The sequence below is a fragment of the Klebsiella variicola genome (assembly GCF_000828055.2).
Lineage (GTDB): Bacteria > Pseudomonadota > Gammaproteobacteria > Enterobacterales > Enterobacteriaceae > Klebsiella > Klebsiella variicola.
The window spans coordinates 4,476,696-4,496,869 of the sequence record NZ_CP010523.2 but is presented as its reverse complement, the minus strand read 5'-3'; the positions used below and the strand labels follow the sequence as shown (position 1 = coordinate 4,496,869).

At 57.1% G+C, this 20,174-nt stretch carries 18 protein-coding genes; 10 read left to right on the top strand and 8 right to left on the bottom strand.

What is annotated here, in order from left to right; all coding sequences use genetic code 11:
* Positions 1–92: 92 nt before the first annotated feature.
* Positions 93–1,373: a glutamate-1-semialdehyde 2,1-aminomutase gene (gene hemL, locus SP68_RS21110; RefSeq protein WP_022065539.1), complete on the bottom strand. Its 1,281-nt coding sequence runs from the start codon at positions 1,371–1,373 to the stop codon at positions 93–95.
* 180 nt (positions 1,374–1,553) lie between these two features.
* Here hemL and clcA point away from each other — a divergent pair, with 180 nt between their 5' ends.
* A complete protein-coding gene (gene clcA / locus SP68_RS21105; protein WP_040972995.1) occupies positions 1,554–2,972 on the top strand; it encodes a H(+)/Cl(-) exchange transporter ClcA in 1,419 nt (472 codons plus the stop codon).
* A gap of 81 nt (positions 2,973–3,053) precedes the next feature.
* On the top strand, positions 3,054–3,398 hold the full coding sequence (gene erpA, locus SP68_RS21100) for an iron-sulfur cluster insertion protein ErpA (protein ID WP_008807363.1): 345 nt from the start codon (positions 3,054–3,056) through the stop codon (positions 3,396–3,398).
* Between the two features lie 85 nt (positions 3,399–3,483).
* Here the strand turns inward: erpA and SP68_RS21095 are convergent, their stop codons facing one another.
* From SP68_RS21095 to mtnN, 3 genes are read right to left on the bottom strand one after another with little or no spacing between them, the layout of a single operon-like run.
* Positions 3,484–4,107, bottom strand: coding sequence for a TRIC cation channel family protein (locus tag SP68_RS21095; RefSeq protein WP_002889277.1), 624 nt, complete (start codon positions 4,105–4,107; stop codon positions 3,484–3,486).
* Positions 4,108–4,143: 36 nt separating this feature from the next.
* Entirely contained in the window at positions 4,144–4,944 is an 801-nt protein-coding gene (btuF, locus tag SP68_RS21090) for a vitamin B12 ABC transporter substrate-binding protein BtuF (RefSeq protein WP_012542811.1), read from the bottom strand.
* On the bottom strand, positions 4,937–5,635 hold the full coding sequence (gene mtnN, locus SP68_RS21085; RefSeq protein WP_040972999.1) for a 5'-methylthioadenosine/S-adenosylhomocysteine nucleosidase: 699 nt from the start codon (positions 5,633–5,635) through the stop codon (positions 4,937–4,939). The genes btuF and mtnN overlap by 8 nt, the downstream gene beginning before the upstream one ends.
* 83 nt (positions 5,636–5,718) lie before the next feature.
* Between mtnN and dgt the strand changes: the two genes are divergently transcribed.
* The 3 genes from dgt (at position 5,719) to cdaR (ending at position 10,127) form a co-directional block, all read left to right on the top strand.
* Positions 5,719–7,233, top strand: a complete 1,515-nt coding sequence (gene dgt / locus SP68_RS21080) for a dGTPase (RefSeq protein WP_008807360.1) — start codon at positions 5,719–5,721, stop codon at positions 7,231–7,233.
* A gap of 134 nt (positions 7,234–7,367) precedes the next feature.
* Positions 7,368–8,801 carry a serine endoprotease DegP gene (degP, locus tag SP68_RS21075; protein ID WP_008807359.1) on the top strand — a complete coding sequence of 478 codons (1,434 nt, stop codon included), beginning with the start codon at positions 7,368–7,370 and terminating at the stop codon, positions 8,799–8,801.
* Positions 8,802–8,969: 168 nt separating this feature from the next.
* Positions 8,970–10,127, top strand: coding sequence for a DNA-binding transcriptional regulator CdaR (gene cdaR, locus SP68_RS21070; protein ID WP_002889289.1), 1,158 nt, complete (start codon positions 8,970–8,972; stop codon positions 10,125–10,127).
* A 116-nt stretch (positions 10,128–10,243) separates the two neighbouring features.
* Here cdaR and SP68_RS21065 read toward each other — a convergent pair whose 3' ends face one another.
* From SP68_RS21065 to map, 4 genes are all read right to left on the bottom strand, one after another.
* The gene (locus SP68_RS21065; protein WP_002889292.1) at positions 10,244–10,630 is read right to left on the bottom strand and encodes a DUF3461 family protein; all 387 of its coding nucleotides are present in this window, start codon (positions 10,628–10,630) and stop codon (positions 10,244–10,246) included.
* Positions 10,631–10,737: 107 nt separating this feature from the next.
* Positions 10,738–11,562 carry a 2,3,4,5-tetrahydropyridine-2,6-dicarboxylate N-succinyltransferase gene (dapD, locus tag SP68_RS21060; protein WP_002889295.1) on the bottom strand — a complete coding sequence of 275 codons (825 nt, stop codon included), beginning with the start codon at positions 11,560–11,562 and terminating at the stop codon, positions 10,738–10,740.
* Positions 11,563–11,592: 30 nt separating this feature from the next.
* Positions 11,593–14,196: a bifunctional uridylyltransferase/uridylyl-removing protein GlnD gene (gene glnD / locus SP68_RS21055; protein ID WP_228961067.1), complete on the bottom strand. Its 2,604-nt coding sequence runs from the start codon at positions 14,194–14,196 to the stop codon at positions 11,593–11,595.
* A gap of 117 nt (positions 14,197–14,313) precedes the next feature.
* Entirely contained in the window at positions 14,314–15,108 is a 795-nt protein-coding gene (gene map, locus SP68_RS21050) for a type I methionyl aminopeptidase (RefSeq protein WP_004204446.1), read from the bottom strand.
* A 323-nt stretch (positions 15,109–15,431) separates the two neighbouring features.
* Here map and rpsB point away from each other — a divergent pair, with 323 nt between their 5' ends.
* From rpsB to ispC, 5 genes are all read left to right on the top strand, one after another.
* Positions 15,432–16,157: a 30S ribosomal protein S2 gene (gene rpsB, locus SP68_RS21045; protein ID WP_008807356.1), complete on the top strand. Its 726-nt coding sequence runs from the start codon at positions 15,432–15,434 to the stop codon at positions 16,155–16,157.
* Positions 16,158–16,276: 119 nt separating this feature from the next.
* Complete coding sequence (tsf, locus tag SP68_RS21040) at positions 16,277–17,128, top strand: translation elongation factor Ts (protein WP_004151930.1); 852 nt, start codon at positions 16,277–16,279, stop codon at positions 17,126–17,128.
* Between the two features lie 147 nt (positions 17,129–17,275).
* On the top strand, positions 17,276–18,001 hold the full coding sequence (gene pyrH, locus SP68_RS21035; protein ID WP_004098747.1) for a UMP kinase: 726 nt from the start codon (positions 17,276–17,278) through the stop codon (positions 17,999–18,001).
* Positions 18,002–18,151: 150 nt separating this feature from the next.
* Positions 18,152–18,709 carry a ribosome recycling factor gene (gene frr / locus SP68_RS21030; RefSeq protein WP_002889308.1) on the top strand — a complete coding sequence of 186 codons (558 nt, stop codon included), beginning with the start codon at positions 18,152–18,154 and terminating at the stop codon, positions 18,707–18,709.
* 227 nt (positions 18,710–18,936) lie between these two features.
* Entirely contained in the window at positions 18,937–20,139 is a 1,203-nt protein-coding gene (gene ispC, locus SP68_RS21025; protein WP_012968906.1) for a 1-deoxy-D-xylulose-5-phosphate reductoisomerase, read from the top strand.
* The last annotated feature ends 35 nt before the right edge of the window (positions 20,140–20,174 follow it).

The window sequence follows — 20,174 nt, the reverse complement described above, 5'->3', positions numbered from 1 at the left end:
CGGGGCTACAGCGCTGTGCGATTTGGTAGCCCGGATAAGGCGCAGCGCGCCGCCTCCGGGAAAATCCCTGCGCCACCAGGCCTTCAAGTACCTTACAGTTTGGCAAACACCCGACGGGCGGCGTCGATGGTGTTGTTAATGTCCTCTTCGCTGTGAGCGATGGACATAAAGCCGGCTTCAAATGCCGACGGCGCCAGGTACACGCCTTCCTCCAGCATCAGGTGGAAGAAGCGCTTGAAGCGTTCGACATCGCACTTCACCACGTCCTGATAGCAGGTGACGGTTTCGGCATCGGTAAAGAAGATGCCGAACATGCCGCCGACGTTATTGACCACCAGCGGGATCCCGGTTTCGCGCGCCGCGTTCAGCAGGCCATCCGCCAGCTGGTTGGTCAGATCGGTCAGGGTTTCATGCACACCCGGCTGCGCCACTTCGCTTAAGCAGGCGAAGCCAGCGGCCATGGCGATCGGGTTACCGGAGAGCGTACCAGCCTGGTACACCGGGCCGGTCGGCGCCAGCGCGTCCATCACTTCGCGGCGGCCGCCGAAGGCGCCCACCGGCATCCCGCCGCCGATGATTTTCCCGAGACAGGTCAGATCCGGCTCCACGCCGTAATAAGCCTGGGCGCCCGCCAGCGCCACGCGGAAGCCGGTCATCACTTCGTCGATGATCAGCAGGGCGCCAAATTCGTCGCACAACGCGCGCAGGCCCGGCAGGAACTCCGGCTGCGGCGGAATGCAGTTCATATTCCCGGCGACCGGCTCGACGATGATGCAGGCGATATCCTGTGGATATTGCTCGAACGCCGCGCGTACCGAGGCGAGGTCGTTATAGGTGCAGGTCAGGGTATGTTTCGCGAAATCGGCTGGCACGCCCGGCGAGTTTGGCTGGCCGAGGGTCAGCGCGCCGGAACCGGCTTTCACCAGCAGACAGTCGGCATGGCCGTGATAGCAGCCTTCGAACTTAATGATCTTATCGCGGCCGGTGAAGCCGCGGGCCAGGCGAATGGCGCTCATGGTCGCTTCGGTGCCGGAGTTCACCATCCGCACCATATCCATGGTCGGGACCAGCTCGGTCACCAGCTCCGCCATTTTCACTTCCATTTCGGTCGGCGCGCCAAAGCTCAGGCCGCGGGACGCCGCTTCGATCACCGCATTGCGGATAGCCGGGTGGTTGTGGCCCAGCACCATCGGACCCCAGGAGCCGACATAATCGATATAGGCCTTCCCGTCCACGTCATAAAGATAGGCGCCATCCGCGCGTTCGATAAACAGCGGCGTGCCGCCGACGCCGGTGAAGGCGCGCACCGGCGAGTTAACGCCGCCGGGGATCAGTTCGCGCGCAGCATGGTATAGATTTTCAGATTTGCTCATGGCCAGGGTCCTGGTTCGTGAAAAATGTTTTATCGGCTATTCTAAGTTATTCCAGGATGGTTATGAAAGTTTTGCCCAATTGAAACAATGTGCCGCAAGGGCATTTTTTTGACGACGCAGCGCGCCGGGACGGCTAAAATGCCTCTCTCTTCATTTGTATTACCAATAATTGATAATGGCATGAAAGCAGAAACTCCCTCTTTTGAAGCACATCAGTTCGTGCGGGTACGTCGCGGCGATGCGGTGCGCCGTTTGATTCAGCGCGATAAAACGCCGCTGGCGGTCCTGTTGATGGCGGCGGTGGTTGGCACGCTGGCCGGTCTGGTGGGCGTGGCGTTTGAAAAGAGCGTGAACTGGGTGCAGAACCAGCGGATCGGCGCGCTGGCGCAGGTGGCCGATCATTGGTATCTGGTCTGGCCGCTGGCGTTTATCTTGTCGGCGCTGCTGGCAATGGTCGGTTATTTTCTCGTGCGCCGCTTTGCGCCGGAGGCGGGCGGCTCCGGGATCCCGGAAATCGAAGGGGCGCTGGAGGAGCTGCGGCCGGTGCGCTGGTGGCGCGTGCTGCCGGTGAAATTCATCGGCGGCATGGGGACCCTGGGCGCCGGAATGGTGCTGGGACGCGAAGGGCCGATGGTGCAGCTTGGCGGCAACATTGGACGCATGGTGCTGGATATCTTCCGCATGCGCATTCCGGAGGCGCGGCACACGCTGCTGGCGACCGGTGCGGCGTCGGGGCTCTCGGCGGCCTTTAATGCGCCGCTGGCCGGTATTCTGTTTATCATCGAAGAGATGCGCCCGCAGTTTCGCTACAACCTGATCTCCATTAAAGCGGTATTTACCGGCGTGATCATGTCGAGCATTGTGTTTCGTATTTTCAATGGCGAAGCGGCGATCATTGAGGTAGGCAAGCTGAGCAACGCCCCGGTGAATACCCTGTGGCTGTATCTGGTGCTGGGCATGCTCTTTGGTTGCTTTGGTCCGCTGTTTAACTTCCTGGTGCTGCGCACCCAGGATATCTTCCAGCGCATCCACGGTGGCAATATCAAAAAATGGGTATTGATGGGCGGGGTCATCGGCGGGATCTGCGGCCTGCTGGGGCTGATGCAGCCCTCCGCGGTGGGCGGTGGCTTTAACCTGATCCCCATCGCCGCCGCCGGTAATTTCTCCGTCGGTTTGCTGCTGTTTATCTTTATTGCCCGCGTGGTGACCACGCTGATCTGCTTCTCTTCCGGCGCGCCGGGGGGGATCTTCGCGCCGATGCTGGCGCTGGGCACCTTGCTGGGCACGGCGTTCGGCATGGCGGCTATTCCGCTGTTTCCGGCCTACCATCTCGATGCCGGCACCTTCGCCATCGCCGGGATGGGGGCGCTGCTGGCCGCCTCGGTGCGCGCGCCGCTCACCGGGATTGTGCTGGTGCTGGAGATGACGGATAACTATCAGCTCATTTTGCCAATGATTATTACCTGCCTTGGCGCAACACTACTGGCGCAATTCCTCGGCGGTAAGCCTTTGTATTCGACCATTCTGCAACGTACTCTGGCGAAGCAGGAGGCCGAGCAGGCGGCAAAAGCGCAGCAGGCACCGCGGGAGAATACTTGAACGATTTACCAGGGTATTAGATAATGGCTCAAAAGGTCCGGTTATTCTTTAACCGGCCGGAAGTATCAATGGGAGCAAAAAATGAGTGATGACGTAGCGTTGCCGCTGGAGTTTACCGAAGCCGCAGCCAACAAAGTAAAACACCTGATTGCGGATGAAGATAATCCGAACCTGAAACTGCGCGTGTATATCACCGGCGGCGGTTGCAGCGGTTTCCAGTATGGCTTCACCTTTGACGATCAGGTGAACGAAGGCGATATGACCATCGAGAAACAGGGCGTCGGCCTGGTGGTTGACCCAATGAGCCTGCAGTATCTGGTCGGCGGCGCCGTCGACTATACCGAGGGTCTGGAAGGTTCGCGTTTCATCGTGACCAACCCGAACGCGAAAAGCACCTGCGGTTGCGGTTCCTCATTCAGCGTTTAAAGCGAGTGCGACCGGGCGCCTTCTCCTCCAGCGAGAGGGAGCCAACGCGAAAAACGGTAACCTTAAGGTTACCGTTTTGCTTTTACTACCGCCCGTTATCGTCCAGGGCAAACGTCGGCAGCTTCAGGTGCCAGCGGATCGCCGCCAGACGGATCACCAGTGTCACCACCATGCCCATCATCGCCGAATTCTCCAGCGGGAGATGGAAGGTGTCGTGCGCTGTAGCGTGGACAATGCCGCCGACAATACAGGCGGTGGCGTAGATCTCGGTGCGCAGAATCATGGGAATTTCGCGCGCCAGCACGTCACGGATAATCCCGCCGCCGACGCCGGTGACCACCCCCATGCAGACCGCCACCAGCGGACCACTGCCGGCGAGAAAGGCTTTATTGACGCCGATGCCGACAAACACCGCCAGACCGACGGCATCAAGAACGGGCAGTATCCATTTCGGCAGCCGACGCGGCTGGCGGACCAGCAGGATGGTCAGCATGCTGGTGACCATCGCCACCACCAGATCGGTGGGATCTTTGACCCAGAATACCGGGCCATTCGCCAGCGCCATGTCGCGGATGGTTCCGCCGCCCACCGCCGTCACCACGCCTAACACCAGCACGCCGAATGGGTCCATGCGTAATTTTCCCGCCAGCAGAACGCCGGAGATCGCGAAGACAGCCGTGCCAATAATATCCAGCCAATAGACAAGCATCGTTGATTCCCACTGAACATCCGGTGTGCCGGATGATTATTTTACCTGGTCAAGCGCCGCACAAAGTTGTTTGGCGGCGAGGATAATACGTGGGCTTGCGCGTTCAAACCAGTCGCTGTGTAACGCAATCAACGAAATGGTGAGCTGATGTTGCCAAAAGCGCTGCGCTTCGGCAATGCGGCTGGCGTCGCCGGTCACCACGATCGCCTGCGGCTGGCGGGCCAGCACCTGTTCGCGGCTCACCTGCGGCCAGGGAACACGGCTGGTGGCAAAGATATTCTCGCCGCCGCACAGCCCCAGCACCTGATCCTGAATCGAACCGGGACCACTGGTGAATAGCGGCGCGGATCCGAACTGCAGGAAGACGCGTTTCTTCGGCGCATTGGCATAGCGCGCTTTCAGCGTATCGTATTCCTGCTGCATCGCCTGCGCCGCCTGCTGCGCTTTTTCCGGCTGCGGGCTCCACTGCGCCAGCTGACGCAGGGTGGCGATGATCTCTTCTATCGTCGAGGTCTGCACCCAGAGGACATGAATACCCAGCGACTGCAGCTGGTTAACCTGGCGTTCGGCATTGCCCCCGCGCCAGGCCAGCACCACGTCTGGCTTTAGCGCCACGATGCGCTCCAGGTTCATCCCCTGCCAGCTGGCAACCTGTTCTATGGTTTTGGCCTGCGGCGGATAATCGGAATAGCTGCTGACGCCGACCGGCGTGATCCCGGCGGCAAAGGCCAGTTCGGTATTGGCGGGGGAGAGGGTGACCACCCGCGGCGCGGCCAGTAGCCACGCCGGGGCGAGTAACAGCAGCGCGGCAAGCGCGAAGGATAGCGACTTAGCCACGTGCCAGGTTCTGTACCAGATTCTCCACCATCAGGGTGGACTGTCTGGCGGCGACCGCAAGGAACTCCTCAAAACTGAGGTGGGACTGCTGATCGGCCACGTCGGAGATGGCGCGAACCACCACGAAGGGAACCTTGAAGTTATGGCAGACGTGAGCGATGGCGGTCGCTTCCATTTCCACGGCGATTGCCTGCGGGAAATTATGGCGGATCTTCGCCAGCGCGACGGAGCCGTTAATGAAGGCATCGCCGCTGACGATCAGGCCGCGAACGGCATTGAGATCTAACGCTTTAATGCAGTCTTCGGCGGCGGCCACCAGCTTATCGTCCGCTTTAAAGCCCGCCGGGCAGCCAGGCAACTGGCCATAGTCATAACCGAAGGCGGTGACGTCGGCATCGTGGTAGCGCGCTTCATCGGAGACGACGATATCGCCGACCTTCAGCGTCGGCGCGAGGCCGCCGGCAGAACCGGTATTAATGATCACGTCAGGCTGGCAGCGCTCCAGCAGCAGGGTCGCGCCCGTCGCCGCCGCCACTTTCCCGATACCAGACTTCAGCAGAGCGACGTCAACGCCGTGAAGTTGGCCGGTATAGATTTCGCTCCCGCCAATAGTGATAGTCTGGCGGTTTTCGATTTTGTCGCGCAGGAGGGTAACTTCCTCTTCCATAGCGCCAATAATGCCAATTTTCATAGATTTACTCGCGATGTGTCAGGTTTAGTTGCATAGTCTATCATGCGCTTAAGGGGAAGCGTATTGCTCGCGCGGGAGAGGCTATGGCAAAGATTGATTTTCGCAACAAGATAAACTGGCGTCGACGCTTCCGTTCGCCGCCGCGGGTGGAGACGGAGCGCGACATCCTGCGGATCTTCGAAAGCGATCGCGGGCGGATCGTCAACTCGCCGGCCATCCGCCGCCTACAGCAAAAAACCCAGGTCTTCCCGCTGGAGCGCAACGCGGCGGTCCGTACTCGCCTGACCCACTCGCTGGAGGTGCAGCAGGTGGGGCGCTATATCGCCAAAGAAGTGCTGAGCAGGCTGAAAGAGCAGAAGCTACTGGAAGAGTATGGCCTGGAAGAGCTGACCGGGCCATTCGAGAGCGTGGTTGAAATGGCCTGCCTGATGCACGACATTGGCAACCCGCCGTTTGGCCACTTTGGCGAGGCGGCGATTAACGACTGGTTTCGCCAGCGCCTGGCCCCCGGCGATGCGCTCGGCCAGCCGTTGACCGACGATCGCTGCGAGGTGCAGGCGTTACGCCTGCACGAAGGGGAAACGGCGCTGAATGCGCTGCGGCGTAAAGTGCGCCAGGATCTCTGCAGCTTTGAGGGCAACGCGCAGGGGATTCGTCTGGTCCACACGCTGATGCGGATGAATCTGACCTGGGCGCAGGTGGGCTGTATCCTGAAATATACCCGACCGGCGTGGTGGTTCGAGGCGACGCCAGCCAGTCACAGTTATTTAATGAAGAAGCCTGGCTATTATTTAGCCGAAGAAGAGTATGTCGCGCGCCTGCGTAAAGAACTGGATCTGGCACCTTACAATCGATTCCCATTAACCTGGATTATGGAGGCCGCGGATGACATCTCATATTGCGTCGCGGATCTCGAGGACGCGGTTGAAAAACGTATTTTCAGCGCCGAGCAGCTTTATCAGCATCTTTACGACGCCTGGGGCAACCATGAAAAAGGATCGTTATTCTCTCAGGTAGTGGAAAATGCCTGGGAAAAATCGCGAGCTAATTACCTGCGACAGAGCGCGGAAGATCAGTTTTTTATGTATTTGCGGGTAAACACGCTGAATAAGCTGGTGCCCTACGCGGCGCGCCGATTTATTGATAACCTGCCGGCCATCTTCACTGGCGACTTTAATCATGCGCTGCTTGAGGACGATAGCGATTGCAGCCAGCTGCTGGAACTCTATAAAAATGTAGCGATGAAACAGGTCTTTAGCCATCCGGATGTCGAGCAGCTGGAATTGCAGGGCTACCGGGTGATTAGCGGCCTGCTGGATATCTATCAGCCGCTGCTGAAATTATCTCTGGAGGATTTCAGCGAATTAGTGGCGCAGGAGCGGGTACGGCGGTTACCCATTGCCTCCCGGCTGTATCAGAAACTTTCAACCCGTCACCGGCTGGCCTATGTTGAAGCAGTAAATAAGCTGGTGCGCACGGCGCCTGAATTTGCGCTGATGGAATACTATTATCGCTGCCGTCTGATCCAGGATTATATCAGCGGAATGACGGATTTGTATGCGTGGGATGAATATCGGCGACTGATGGCGGTGGAATAGGCTGGAGTTTTGTAAAGATGAACAATAAATTTTTACTTTTTCCAGAAACTTAATTCCGGAACTTAGCGCTATAAAATGACTCTGATAGTCACGTACACAGCAACTTTCGTTATCTGATATTGAGATTGAAACTGATGAAAAAAACCACGTTAGCAATGAGTGCACTGGCTCTGAGTTTAGGTCTGGCGTTGTCCCCGCTCTCTGCGAGCGCGGCAGAAACGGCATCTTCGGCCACTAATGCACAGCAGATGCCAAGCCTGGCCCCGATGCTGGAGAAGGTGATGCCATCGGTGGTGAGCATTAACGTTGAAGGTAGCACTACTGTTAATACCCCACGGATGCCGCGTAACTTCCAGCAGTTCTTTGGCGATAACTCGCCGTTCTGCCAGGATGGTTCTCCTTTCCAGAGTTCACCGTTTTGCCAGGGCGGTGGACAGGGCGGTCAGCCTGACGGCGGCCAGCAGCAGAAATTTATGGCGCTGGGCTCCGGCGTCATCATTGATGCGGCCAAAGGGTATGTGGTGACCAACAACCACGTTGTGGACAACGCCACCACGATTAAGGTTCAACTGAGCGATGGCCGTAAGTTTGATGCCAAAGTCGTGGGCAAAGATCCGCGCTCCGATATCGCGCTGATTCAGATTCAGGATCCGAAAAACCTGACGGCGATTAAGCTGGCTGATTCTGATGCGCTGCGCGTCGGCGACTACACCGTGGCTATCGGTAACCCGTTTGGTCTGGGCGAAACCGTGACCTCCGGGATTGTCTCCGCGCTGGGCCGTAGCGGCCTGAACGTGGAAAACTACGAAAACTTTATCCAGACCGATGCGGCGATTAACCGCGGGAACTCCGGCGGCGCGCTGGTGAACCTCAACGGCGAGCTGATCGGCATTAACACCGCCATCCTGGCGCCGGACGGCGGCAACATCGGTATCGGTTTTGCTATCCCGAGCAACATGGTAAAAAACCTGACCGAGCAGATGGTGAAATATGGCCAGGTGAAACGCGGTGAGCTGGGCATCATGGGCACCGAACTGAACTCTGAACTGGCGAAAGCGATGAAAGTCGACGCCCAGCGCGGCGCCTTTGTCAGCCAGGTGATGCCAGGTTCGGCAGCCGCCAAAGCGGGCATTAAAGCCGGCGACGTGATCACCACCCTCAATGGCAAGGCGATCAGCAGCTTCGCCGCGCTACGTGCTCAGGTCGGCACCATGCCTATCGGCAGCAAAGTTGAGCTTGGCCTGCTCCGCGACGGCAAACCGGTCACCGTTACCGTCGAACTGCAGCAGAGCAACCAGACCCAGGTGGATTCCAGCACCATCTTCAACGGGATTGAAGGGGCGGAAATGAGTAACAAGGGTCAGGATAAGGGCGTGGTGGTCAACAATGTGAAAGCCGGCACCCCGGCGGCGCAGATTGGCCTCAAGAAAGGCGATATCATTGTCGGGGCGAATCAGCAGCCGGTGAAAAACATCGCCGATCTGCGGAAAATCTTCGACGCCAAACCGTCCGTGCTGGCGCTGAACATTCAGCGCGGCGACGCCTCTATCTACCTGCTGTTGCAGTAATCGTCAGCGCAAGCGCCACAGCCCCTTCCCTCGCCGAGGGCAGGGGCTTTTTTTTCGTTCTGTGACCACTTCCACAACTCCACATATCTCGCCCCGCCTTCGGGCATATGCACAATGCAGCAGGACGGAGACTCTTTTATGCTGGTGCCCTGCATAGGGGAGGATTACATGGCTGGCTGGCATCTTGATACCAAAATGGCGCAGGATATTGTGGCGCGCACGATGCGCATCATCGATACCAACATCAACGTGATGGATGCCCGCGGGCGGATTATCGGCAGCGGCGATCGGGAAAGAATTGGTGAATTGCACGAAGGCGCGCTGCTGGTGCTTTCTCAGGGGCGGGTGGTGGATATCGACGATGCGGTCGCTCGCCATCTGCACGGAGTGCGTCAGGGGATCAACCTGCCGCTACGCCTCGAAGGTGAAATCGTCGGGGTGATCGGCCTGACCGGCGAGCCGGAGTCGCTGCGGAAATATGGCGAGCTGGTGTGCATGACGGCAGAGATGATGCTGGAGCAGTCGCGGCTGATGCATCTCCTTGCGCAGGACAGCCGCCTGCGCGAAGAGCTGGTGATGAACCTGATTCAGGCGGAAGAGCATACCCCGGCGCTGAACGAATGGGCTCAGCGGTTAGGTATCGATCTCAATCAGCCGCGGGTGGTGGCGATGATTGAGGTGGACAGCGGCCAGCTCGGCGTGGATAGCGCGATGGCGGAACTGCAGCAGTTGCAGAACGCGCTGACCACCCCTGATCGCAATAATCTGGTGGCCATTGTGTCACTCACGGAAATGGTGGTGCTGAAACCAGCGCTGAACAGCTTTGGCCGCTGGGACGCCGACGATCACGTCCGCCGCGTCGAGCAGCTTATCGCCAGGATGAAAGAGAATGGTCAGCTCCGCTTTCGCGTGGCGCTGGGCAACTTCTTCACCGGCCCCGGGAGTATCGCCCGCTCTTACCGTACCGCACGGACGACCATGATGGTGGGTAAGCAACGAATGCCGGAGAGCCGCAGCTATTTCTATCAGGATCTGATGCTGCCGGTGCTGCTAGACAGCCTGCGCGGCGGCTGGCAGGCCAATGAACTGGCCCGTCCGCTGGCGCGTCTGAAGGCTATGGATAACAACGGTTTGCTGCGGCGTACGCTGCAGGCGTGGTTTCGCCATAACGTGCAGCCGCTGGCGACATCAAAGGCGCTGTTTATTCATCGCAATACCCTGGAGTATCGGTTGAACCGTATCTCGGAGCTGACCGGTCTGGATCTCGGCAGCTTTGACGATCGGCTGCTGCTCTATATAGCCCTGCAGCTGGATGAGCAACGATAGGGAGTCGAGATAAAAATGCCGGGAGGCGGTTCGCCTTACCCGGCCTGGAGGATGCATGGCGTAAGCGGCAGATTATATTGGTTGCCCGGTCAGGCGGTGCGCCGCCGGGAACGCTGTCACTTACGGGTAAGTTTTTCCAGATCGGCTTCGATTTCGCTGATCTTATTGGTGACCACGCTTTCCAGATGGCGTAAATCGTCGAGGATTTTACGCTTGAGATCGATTTCAGTGCGATCGCGCTGGCAGATCTGATCCAGTTCGTCGATGACGTAGCGCAGATTGGGGCTGATCTCCTGGACTTCTTTGTAGCCCTGGCCGACGCCGTCGGCGACAACGGTTTTGCGCTGACGCGGGTATTTAAACTTCACGCTCTTGGCGAAGAATTCGCCTTTGTCTTTCTGAAAATAGATTTTCAGGATGTCGTTGTTAGCTTCCTGCCGCAGGCTATAGCGATCGATCTCATCAGGGTTGGTAATGCCAAGACTTTTCAGATTATCGTACATAACGGTACCTTTGATAGCATCATAACCATTGAATAATTAACGAAAAAATCCATTTTCGCCAGCATCAAATATAAAAAAAGCGGGATATCTCCCGCTTTTTATTTGCTTTAGTCGATGGTGCGCAGCAGTTCGTTAATGCCGACTTTGCCGCGGGTTTTGGCATCGACTTTCTTAACGATCACCGCGCAGTACAGGCTGTATTTACCATCCTTCGACGGCAGGTTGCCTGACACGACTACCGAGCCAGCCGGTACGCGGCCGTAGAAGACTTCACCGGTTTCGCGATCGTAGATTTTGGTGCTCTGACCCAGGTAAACGCCCATGGAGATGACGGAGCCTTCTTCGACAATCACCCCTTCAACCACTTCAGAGCGCGCGCCGATGAAGCAGTTGTCTTCGATGATGGTCGGGTTCGCCTGCAGCGGCTCCAGTACGCCACCGATGCCGACGCCGCCGGACAGGTGAACGTTTTTACCGATCTGCGCGCAGGAGCCGACGGTAGCCCAGGTATCAACCATGGTGCCTTCGTCAACGTAGGCGCCGATGTTAACGTAGGACGGCATCAGCACGGTGTTGCGGGCGATGAATGCGCCCTGACGTACCGCTGCCGGCGGCACCACGCGGAAACCTTCTTTCTGGAAACGCGCTTCGTCATAGTCAGCGAATTTCATCGGTACTTTATCGAAGTAGCGGCTTTCCGCACCATCGATAACCTGGTTATCGTTAATACGGAAAGAGAGCAGTACCGCTTTCTTCAGCCATTGATGCGTCACCCACTGACCATCGATCTTCTCAGCGACGCGCAGCGCGCCGGAATCCAGAAGGGCGATAACCTGGTTTACCGCTTCGCGGGTCACGGTATCCACATTGGCCGGCGTGATGTCGGCGCGACGCTCGAAGGCGGACTCAATAACGTTCTGTAACTGCTGCATTGTTTCTTTCCATTCACTAAAAAAAATACGTCACCCTTTATCGTTTGGATTGAGGGCCTCTGTCAACCGTTGTTGCACTTCTTGTTGTAGCTCATTATTAAGGCCACGCCGGTCGGCGGTGGCGATTATAAATAAATCTTCTACTCGCTCACCAATTGTCGTAATTCGCGCCCCGTGAAGCGAAATACCGAGGTCGGCGAACACCTGGCCGACGCGGGCGAGCAGCCCTGGCTGATCGAGCGCAATCAGCTCGAGAAACGATTTTCGATCGGTATGGGTCGGCAGGAAATTCACCTCTGTCGGCACAGAGAAGTGACGCAGTTTTGCCGCCTGACGACGCGGGGCCGGGGGTTCCCAGCTGCGCTGAGTTATCGTCTGTTCAAGACCGTGGCGAATCGCGTCGTGGCGGTCAGCTGAAAGCGGGCTGCCGTCGGGTTCGAGGACAATAAAGGTATCCATCGCCATGCCGTCGCGGGTGGTGAAGATCTGCGCGTCGTGGACGCTGAGGTTGCGGCGGTCCAGTTCGCCGCACACCGCGGCAAACAGATAAGGGCGATCCGGGCTCCAGATAAAAATCTCCGTACCGCCGCGGGTGGCCTGCGAACTCAGCAGAATCATCGGCTTATTCAGATCGTGACGCAGCAGGTTGCGGGCGTGCCAGGCGAGCTGCGTCGGCGTATGCCGCACGAAATAGTTGGCGCGGCAGCGGTTCCAGATCTGATGCAGCGCCTCTTCATTAATATTGTCCATCCGCAGCAGGGCCAGCGCCTGCAGCTGATGATGACGCACCCGTTCGCGCATATCCGGGGTGCTTTGCATGCCCCGACGCAGCTGTTTCTCGGTGGCGAAATAGAGTTCGCGCAGCAGACTCTGCTTCCAGCTGTTCCACAGCGTTTCGTTGGTGGCGCAGATGTCGGCGACGGTCAGGCACACCAGATAGCGCAGGCGATTTTCCGTTTGCACTTCCTCGGCGAACTGCTTAATCACCTCCGGATCCTGAATGTCGCGCCGCTGGGCGGTGACCGACATCAGCAGATGGTGACGCACCAGCCAGGCGACCAGCTGCGTTTCGCGAGAGTTCAGTCCGTGCAGCTCGGCAAACTTCAGCACATCCTGCGCGCCGAGGATCGAGTGGTCGCCGCCACGCCCTTTCGCAATGTCGTGGAACAGGGCGGCGATTAAAATCAGCTCCGGGTGCGTTAAGCGCGGCCATAGCTCCACGCACAGCGGGTGGCGGCTGCGGGTTTCTTCTTTGGCAAAGCTCTCCAGCTTCAGCATCACGCGGATGGTGTGTTCATCGACGGTGTAGGCGTGAAACAGATCGAACTGCATCTGGCCGACGATATGTGACCACTGCGGCATATAGGCCCACAGCACGCTATGGCGATGCATCGGCAGCAGTCCGCGGCTGACCGCCCCCTGATGGCGCAGCATGCTGAGAAAGAGCGTGCGCGCCTCCGGGATATAGCACAGCGGCTGGGTCAGATGGCGCCGGGCATGGCGCAGATGGCGCAACGTCGTGGAGTAGATGCCGGTGATGGTGCTGTTGCGTACCATCATATAAAACATGCGCAGAATGGCCTGCGGTTCGCGAATAAACAGCGTATCGTCACGCAGATCGATAAGGGTGCCGCGCAGCTGGAAGTCATCGTCTATCGGGCGCGGTTTTTCATCCTCGGTCAGGGCGAGAATAGCCTCTTCAAACAGCTGAAGCAGCATCTGGTTCAGCTCGCTCACCCGGCGGGTGACGCGGAAGAAGTCCTTCATCATATGCTCAATCGGCTGGTTGCCGTCGCCTTCATAGCCGAGCCGGCGGGCGACGCTGAGCTGGCGGTCGAAAAGCAGACGGTTGTCATAGCGAGTGAGCTCGAGATGCAGCGCGAAACGGATGCGCCACAGCTGATGCAGACACTCGTTGAGCTCATTGCGCTCGGCTTCGGTCAGAAAGCCGAAGCCGACCATCTCATCCATCGAGGTGGCGCCAAAATGACGGCGAGCCACCCACTGTAGCGTATGGATGTCACGCAGGCCGCCGGGGCTGCTTTTCACGTCCGGCTCCAGGTTATAGCTGGTGCCGTGATAGCGTTGATGACGGACGTTCTGCTCTTCCACCTTGGCGGCGAAGAACTTTTCCGATGGCCAGAAGCCGTCGCTAAAAATATGTTTTTGCAGTTCAAGGAACAGCGCGACGTCGCCGATCAGCAGGCGCGATTCAATCAAGTTAGTGGCGACGGTGAGATCCGAGAGTCCTTCGAGCAGGCACTCTTCGAGGGTGCGCACGCTGTGGCCCACCTCCAGCTTGACGTCCCACAGCAGCGTCAGCAGTTCGCCGACCTTTTGCGCCTGGTCGTCCGGCAGTTTTTTGCGGCTGAGGATCAGCAGGTCGACGTCAGAGAGCGGATGCAGCTCGCCGCGGCCATAGCCGCCGACGGCGACCAGCGCCAGATCGCAGACGGATTCAAAACCGTAGGCGATCCACAACCGCTGCAGCAGCTGGTCGATAAATTCGGTGCGCGCCGCAATGAGCTGCTCCGCGGCGATGCCGGAGTCAAACGCCTCGCCCAGCCAGTGCTGGAAGGTATCGATGTGCGCCTTAATTGCAGCACAGTTCAGATCGCCCTGCGGCCAGCTCACCGGATGTTCCGGCGGGACGGGCAGAAGAGGGGAGGCTGTGTCAGGTAATGAGTTGCTCATCGCGTCACCATAAGAAAAAACTATCTAATAAAAAAGCCGGCGGGCGCCGGCTTTTCATCATTCATCGTGCGAGATTATCGCCGGGATGGTGTCATCCTTGCGTAGCGTCAGAATTTCGCAGCCGTTGTCTGTCACCACAATAGTATGCTCGTACTGCGCAGACAAGCTCCGGTCTTTAGTTTTCACCGTCCAGCCGTCTTTCATGCTGCGGATCTCTTTTTTACCCGCGTTGACCATCGGCTCGATGGTGAAGGTCATGCCGGGTTTGAGCACAACGTTGGTCTCCGGTGAGTCGTAGTGCAGCACCTGCGGCTCTTCATGGAAGCCGCGGCCGATACCGTGGCCACAGTATTCGCGCACCACGGAAAAACCTTCGGCTTCAACGTATTTCTGGATCGCCGCGCCGATGGTGCGCAGGTTGATCCCCGGCTTCACCATTTTCAGCGCCAGATACAGGCTTTCCTGAGTGATGCGGCACAGGCGCTCACCGAGAATCGTCGGTTTACCGACGATAAACATTTTGGAGGTGTCGCCATGGAAATCATCTTTAATGACCGTCACGTCGATGTTAACGATATCGCCATCTTTCAGCAGTTTGCCGTCGTCAGGGATACCGTGGCAAACCACTTCGTTGACCGAAATGCAGACGGACTTCGGATAGCCGTGATAGCCGAGGCAGGCGGAAATGGCCTTCTGCTCGTTAACGATATAGTCGTTACAGATGCGGTCCAGTTCGCCGGTGCTGACGCCAGGTTTAACCCAGGGTTCGATCATTTCCAGCACTTCAGCGGCCAGGCGGCCGGCAACGCGCATTTTTTCAATGTCTTCAGATGTCTTGATAGAGATAGCCATGGAGTATGTCCAGCAGTGTCGATATTTTCGACAATAATAGAGTAAGTCCTGCCAATGGTAACAGTCCGGGCAGGCTGGTGCCAAATTGAGAATCATTAACAGCACGTGGCGTCAACAAGAGTTGGTGTCTGGGCGGATTTTGTGGTATAAAGCGCGCCGGACTTCCGTTCCATCTCAGATACACAAGGATGGGACGTAAGCGACATACTCATATTGTGTAAATAACACACACGTATCGACACATATTCCGGGGTGCCCTTTGGGGTCGGTAATATGGGATACGTGGAGGCATAACCCCAATTTAATCTATAGAGGTTTTAAACATGGCAACTGTTTCCATGCGCGACATGCTCAAGGCTGGTGTTCACTTTGGTCACCAGACCCGTTACTGGAACCCGAAAATGAAGCCTTTCATCTTCGGCGCGCGTAACAAAGTTCACATCATCAACCTTGAGAAAACGGTACCGATGTTCAACGAAGCTCTGGCTGAGCTGAACAAAATCTCTGCCCGTAAAGGCAAGATCCTGTTCGTGGGTACTAAGCGCGCTGCAAGCGAAGCGGTAAAAGAAGCTGCTAACAGCTGCGACCAGTTCTTCGTGAACCATCGCTGGCTGGGCGGTATGCTGACTAACTGGAAAACCGTTCGTCAGTCCATCAAACGTCTGAAAGACCTGGAAACTCAGTCCCAGGACGGTACTTTCGACAAGCTGACCAAGAAAGAAGCGCTGATGCGCACTCGTGAGCTGGACAAGCTGGAAAACAGCCTGGGCGGTATCAAAGACATGGGCGGCCTGCCGGACGCACTGTTCGTTATCGACGCTGACCACGAGCACATCGCTATCAAAGAAGCAAACAACCTGGGTATCCCGGTATTTGCTATCGTTGATACCAACTCTGATCCGGACGGCGTAGACTTCGTTATCCCGGGTAACGACGATGCAATCCGCGCAGTAAGCCTGTACCTGGGCGCTGTTGCTGCTACCGTTCGTGAAGGTCGCTCTCAGGACCTGGCTTCTCAGGCGGAAGAAAGCTTCGTAGAAGCTGAATAATAAGGTTTAAGCCCTTATTAGTACCGTGTATGAATAGGGGCCCATTACAGGCCCCTTTTTTCAATTTACGCTGTTTGGCCGTTGGCCGGGCAGTATCCACATCTCCCGAGGATTTTAGAATGGCTGAAATTACCGCTTCCCTGGTAAAAGAACTGCGCGAACGTACTGGCGCAGGCATGATGGATTGCAAAAAAGCGCTGACTGAAGCGAATGGCGACATCGAGCTGGCAATCGAAAACATGCGTAAATCCGGCGCGATCAAAGCGGCGAAGAAAGCAGGCAACGTGGCTGCTGACGGCGTGATCAAAACCAAAATCGAAGGCAACTACGGTTACATTCTGGAAGTTAACTGCCAGACTGACTTCGTTGCTAAAGATGGTGGTTTCCAGGCATTTGCTGACAAAGTACTGGACGCTGCTGTTGCGGGTAAAATCTCCGACGTTGAAGTTCTGAAAGCACAGTTCGAAGAAGAACGCGTTGCGCTGGTTGCTAAAATCGGTGAGAACATCAACATCCGTCGTATCGCTGTTCTGGAAGGCGACGTTCTGGGTAGCTACCAGCACGGTGCGCGCATCGGTGTTCTGGTTGCCGCTAAAGGCGCTGACGAAGAGCTGGTTAAGCAGCTGGCAATGCACGTTGCAGCAAGCAAGCCGGAATTCGTTAAGCCGGAAGACGTGTCTGCTGAAGTGGTAGAGAAAGAGTACCAGGTTCAGCTGGACATCGCGATGCAGTCCGGTAAGCCGAAAGAAATCGCAGAGAAAATGGTTGAAGGCCGCATGAAGAAATTCACCGGCGAAGTTTCTCTGACGGGTCAGCCTTTCGTTATGGAGCCGAGCAAATCTGTTGGTCAGCTGCTGAAAGAGCACAACGCTGACGTGACTGGCTTCATCCGCTTTGAAGTGGGCGAAGGCATCGAGAAAGTTGAGACTGACTTTGCAGCAGAAGTTGCTGCGATGTCCAAGCAGTCTTAATTTTTACAAGGAGCCGCCTGAGGGCGGCTTCTTTTTGCGCCCATTTTGTAAATTCAGCCAACTGCGTATAGTGACCGCGCTGAAATGCGACATACAATGTCGCCAGAATTCTCATATCTCATTCGTTGACAGTCTCAGGAAAGAAACATGGCTACCAATGCAAAACCCGTCTACAAACGTATTCTGCTGAAATTAAGTGGCGAAGCGCTGCAGGGCTCAGAAGGCTTCGGTATTGATGCAAGCATACTTGACCGCATGGCTCAGGAGATCAAAGAGCTGGTCGAGCTGGGTATTCAGGTTGGCGTAGTAATTGGTGGTGGTAACCTGTTCCGTGGTGCTGGTCTGGCGAAAGCGGGTATGAACCGCGTTGTGGGCGACCACATGGGCATGCTGGCAACGGTCATGAACGGCCTGGCAATGCGTGATGCGCTCCACCGCGCCTATGTGAACGCTCGTCTGATGTCCGCCATCCCGCTGAACGGCGTGTGCGACAACTACAGCTGGGCAGAGGCGATCAGCCTGCTGCGCAACAACCGCGTGGTGATCCTCTCCGCAGGCACCGGCAACCCGTTCTTTACCACCGATTCCGCAGCCTGCCTGCGTGGTATTGAAATTGAAGCCGACGTGGTGCTGAAAGCGACCAAGGTTGACGGTGTGTTTACCGCGGATCCGGCAAAAGATCCTTCTGCCACCATGTACGATCAGCTGACCTACAGCGAAGTGCTGGATAAAGAGCTGAAAGTCATGGATCTGGCGGCCTTCACCCTGGCGCGTGACCACAAATTGCCGATTCGCGTCTTCAACATGAACAAACCCGGCGCCCTGCGTCGCGTGGTCATGGGCGAAAAAGAAGGCACATTGATCACGGAATAATTCCCGTCAGCGCCAAATCCGGGTAATATTCCGCTTTACTTTCGCGGGGATATTGCCCGGTGATTTTCATTAAATCTGACTATACTTAGCTCATTTTCCGACGGGTGTCCCGTCTGGTCTGACTGAGACAAGCTTTCAAGGATTCGTAACGTGATTAGCGATATCAGAAAAGATGCTGAAATCCGCATGGAAAAATGCGTCGAAGCATTCAAAAACCAAATCAGCAAAATTCGCACGGGTCGTGCTTCTCCGAGCCTGCTGGACGGGATTGTTGTTGAATATTACGGTACGCCGACTCCGCTGCGCCAGCTGGCCAGCGTCACCGTCGAAGACTCCCGTACCCTGAAAATCAACGTCTTTGACCGTTCTATGTCTGCGGCCGTTGAAAAAGCGATCATGGCGTCTGACCTCGGTCTGAACCCAAGCTCCGCCGGCAGCGATATTCGTGTTCCGCTGCCGCCGCTGACCGAAGAGCGTCGTAAAGATCTGACCAAGATCGTCCGTGGCGAAGCTGAGCAGGCGCGTGTCGCCGTGCGTAACGTTCGCCGTGACGCGAACGACAAAGTTAAAGCGCTGCTGAAAGAGAAAGAGATCAGCGAAGATGACGATCGCCGTTCTCAGGACGACGTGCAGAAAATGACTGACGCCGCCATCAAGAAAGTTGACGCGGCGCTGGCAGATAAAGAAGCGGAACTGATGCAGTTCTGATGCTCTGCTGTTGCTCGGGCCGATACTTCCTGGCCTGAGTAAAATCTGAAACGCCGTACAGAAGACTGTACGCTCAATTCTCGGGATTGCGTTGAGCCGGCTGGCCTTGTAGCCTTTAGCGCTAAGTTGAAGGCCTGATGCCGCCGCCTTACCCCCGATAGTTGTTGCGTAGGGGCTTGCTGGCGGCGTTTTGCTTTTTATTCTGTTTCCTTTCTTCTGGACGTCTCATGAAGCAATTAACCGTTCTCGGTTCGACCGGCTCCATTGGCTGTAGCACGCTGGACGTGGTACGCCATAACCCTGGTTGCTTTTCCGTCGCCGCGCTGGTCGCGGGGAAAAACGTTGACCGCATGGTTGAACAATGCCTGGAATTTACTCCGCGTTACGCCGTGATGGATGATGCGCAAAGTGCTGAGCGGTTGCGCACCCGTCTGCATGAGCATGGCTGCCGTACCGAAGTGCTGAGCGGCCAGCAGGCGGCGGCTGAGGTCGCGGCGCTGGATGAGGTCGATCAGGTGATGGCGGCAATCGTCGGCGCGGCGGGGCTGGTACCGACGCTGGCGGCGATCCGCGCCGGGAAAACCGTGTTGTTGGCGAATAAAGAATCGCTGGTGACCTGCGGTCGCTTGTTCATGGAGGCCGTTCAGCGGTCGGGGGCGCGATTGCTGCCGGTCGATAGCGAACATAACGCGATTTTTCAGAGTATGCCGGAGACAATTCAACAGCATCTGGGATACGCTGACCTCACCCGGAATGGCGTCTCGTCCATTCTGTTAACCGGTTCCGGGGGGCCTTTCCGCGAGACGGACGTGGCTGAACTATCGGCGATGACCCCGGATCAGGCCTGCCGCCATCCCAACTGGTCGATGGGACGTAAGATCTCCGTCGATTCAGCCACGATGATGAACAAAGGTCTGGAATATATTGAAGCCCGCTGGCTGTTCAATGCTTCGGCGCAGCAGATGGAAGTGCTGATCCACCCGCAGTCGGTGATCCACTCGATGGTTCGCTATCAGGACGGCAGCGTGCTGGCCCAGCTTGGGGAGCCGGATATGCGCACGCCGATTGCTCATACCATGGGCTGGCCACAGCGCCTGAGCTCCGGGGTCAAACCACTGGACTTCTGCCAGCTGAGCAACCTGAGCTTCTCCGCGCCGGACTACGCCCGCTATCCCTGCCTGAAGCTGGCGATGGACGCGTTTGACGTCGGCCAGGCGGCCACCACGGCGCTGAATGCGGCCAATGAAGAGTCAGTTGCCGCGTTTCTGCATGGCGATATCCGCTTTACCGATATTGCGGCGGTGAATCTGGCGGTGCTGGATAAGATGAACCTGCAGGAGCCGCAAAGCATTGATGATGTTCTGGTTATCGACGCTGACGCTCGTGCGGTAGCTCACCAGCAGCTTAATCGTTTGGGCGCGCAGGCGTAACGCGGTGGTATTTGTGGGCGAAAGGCTTCGGTGAT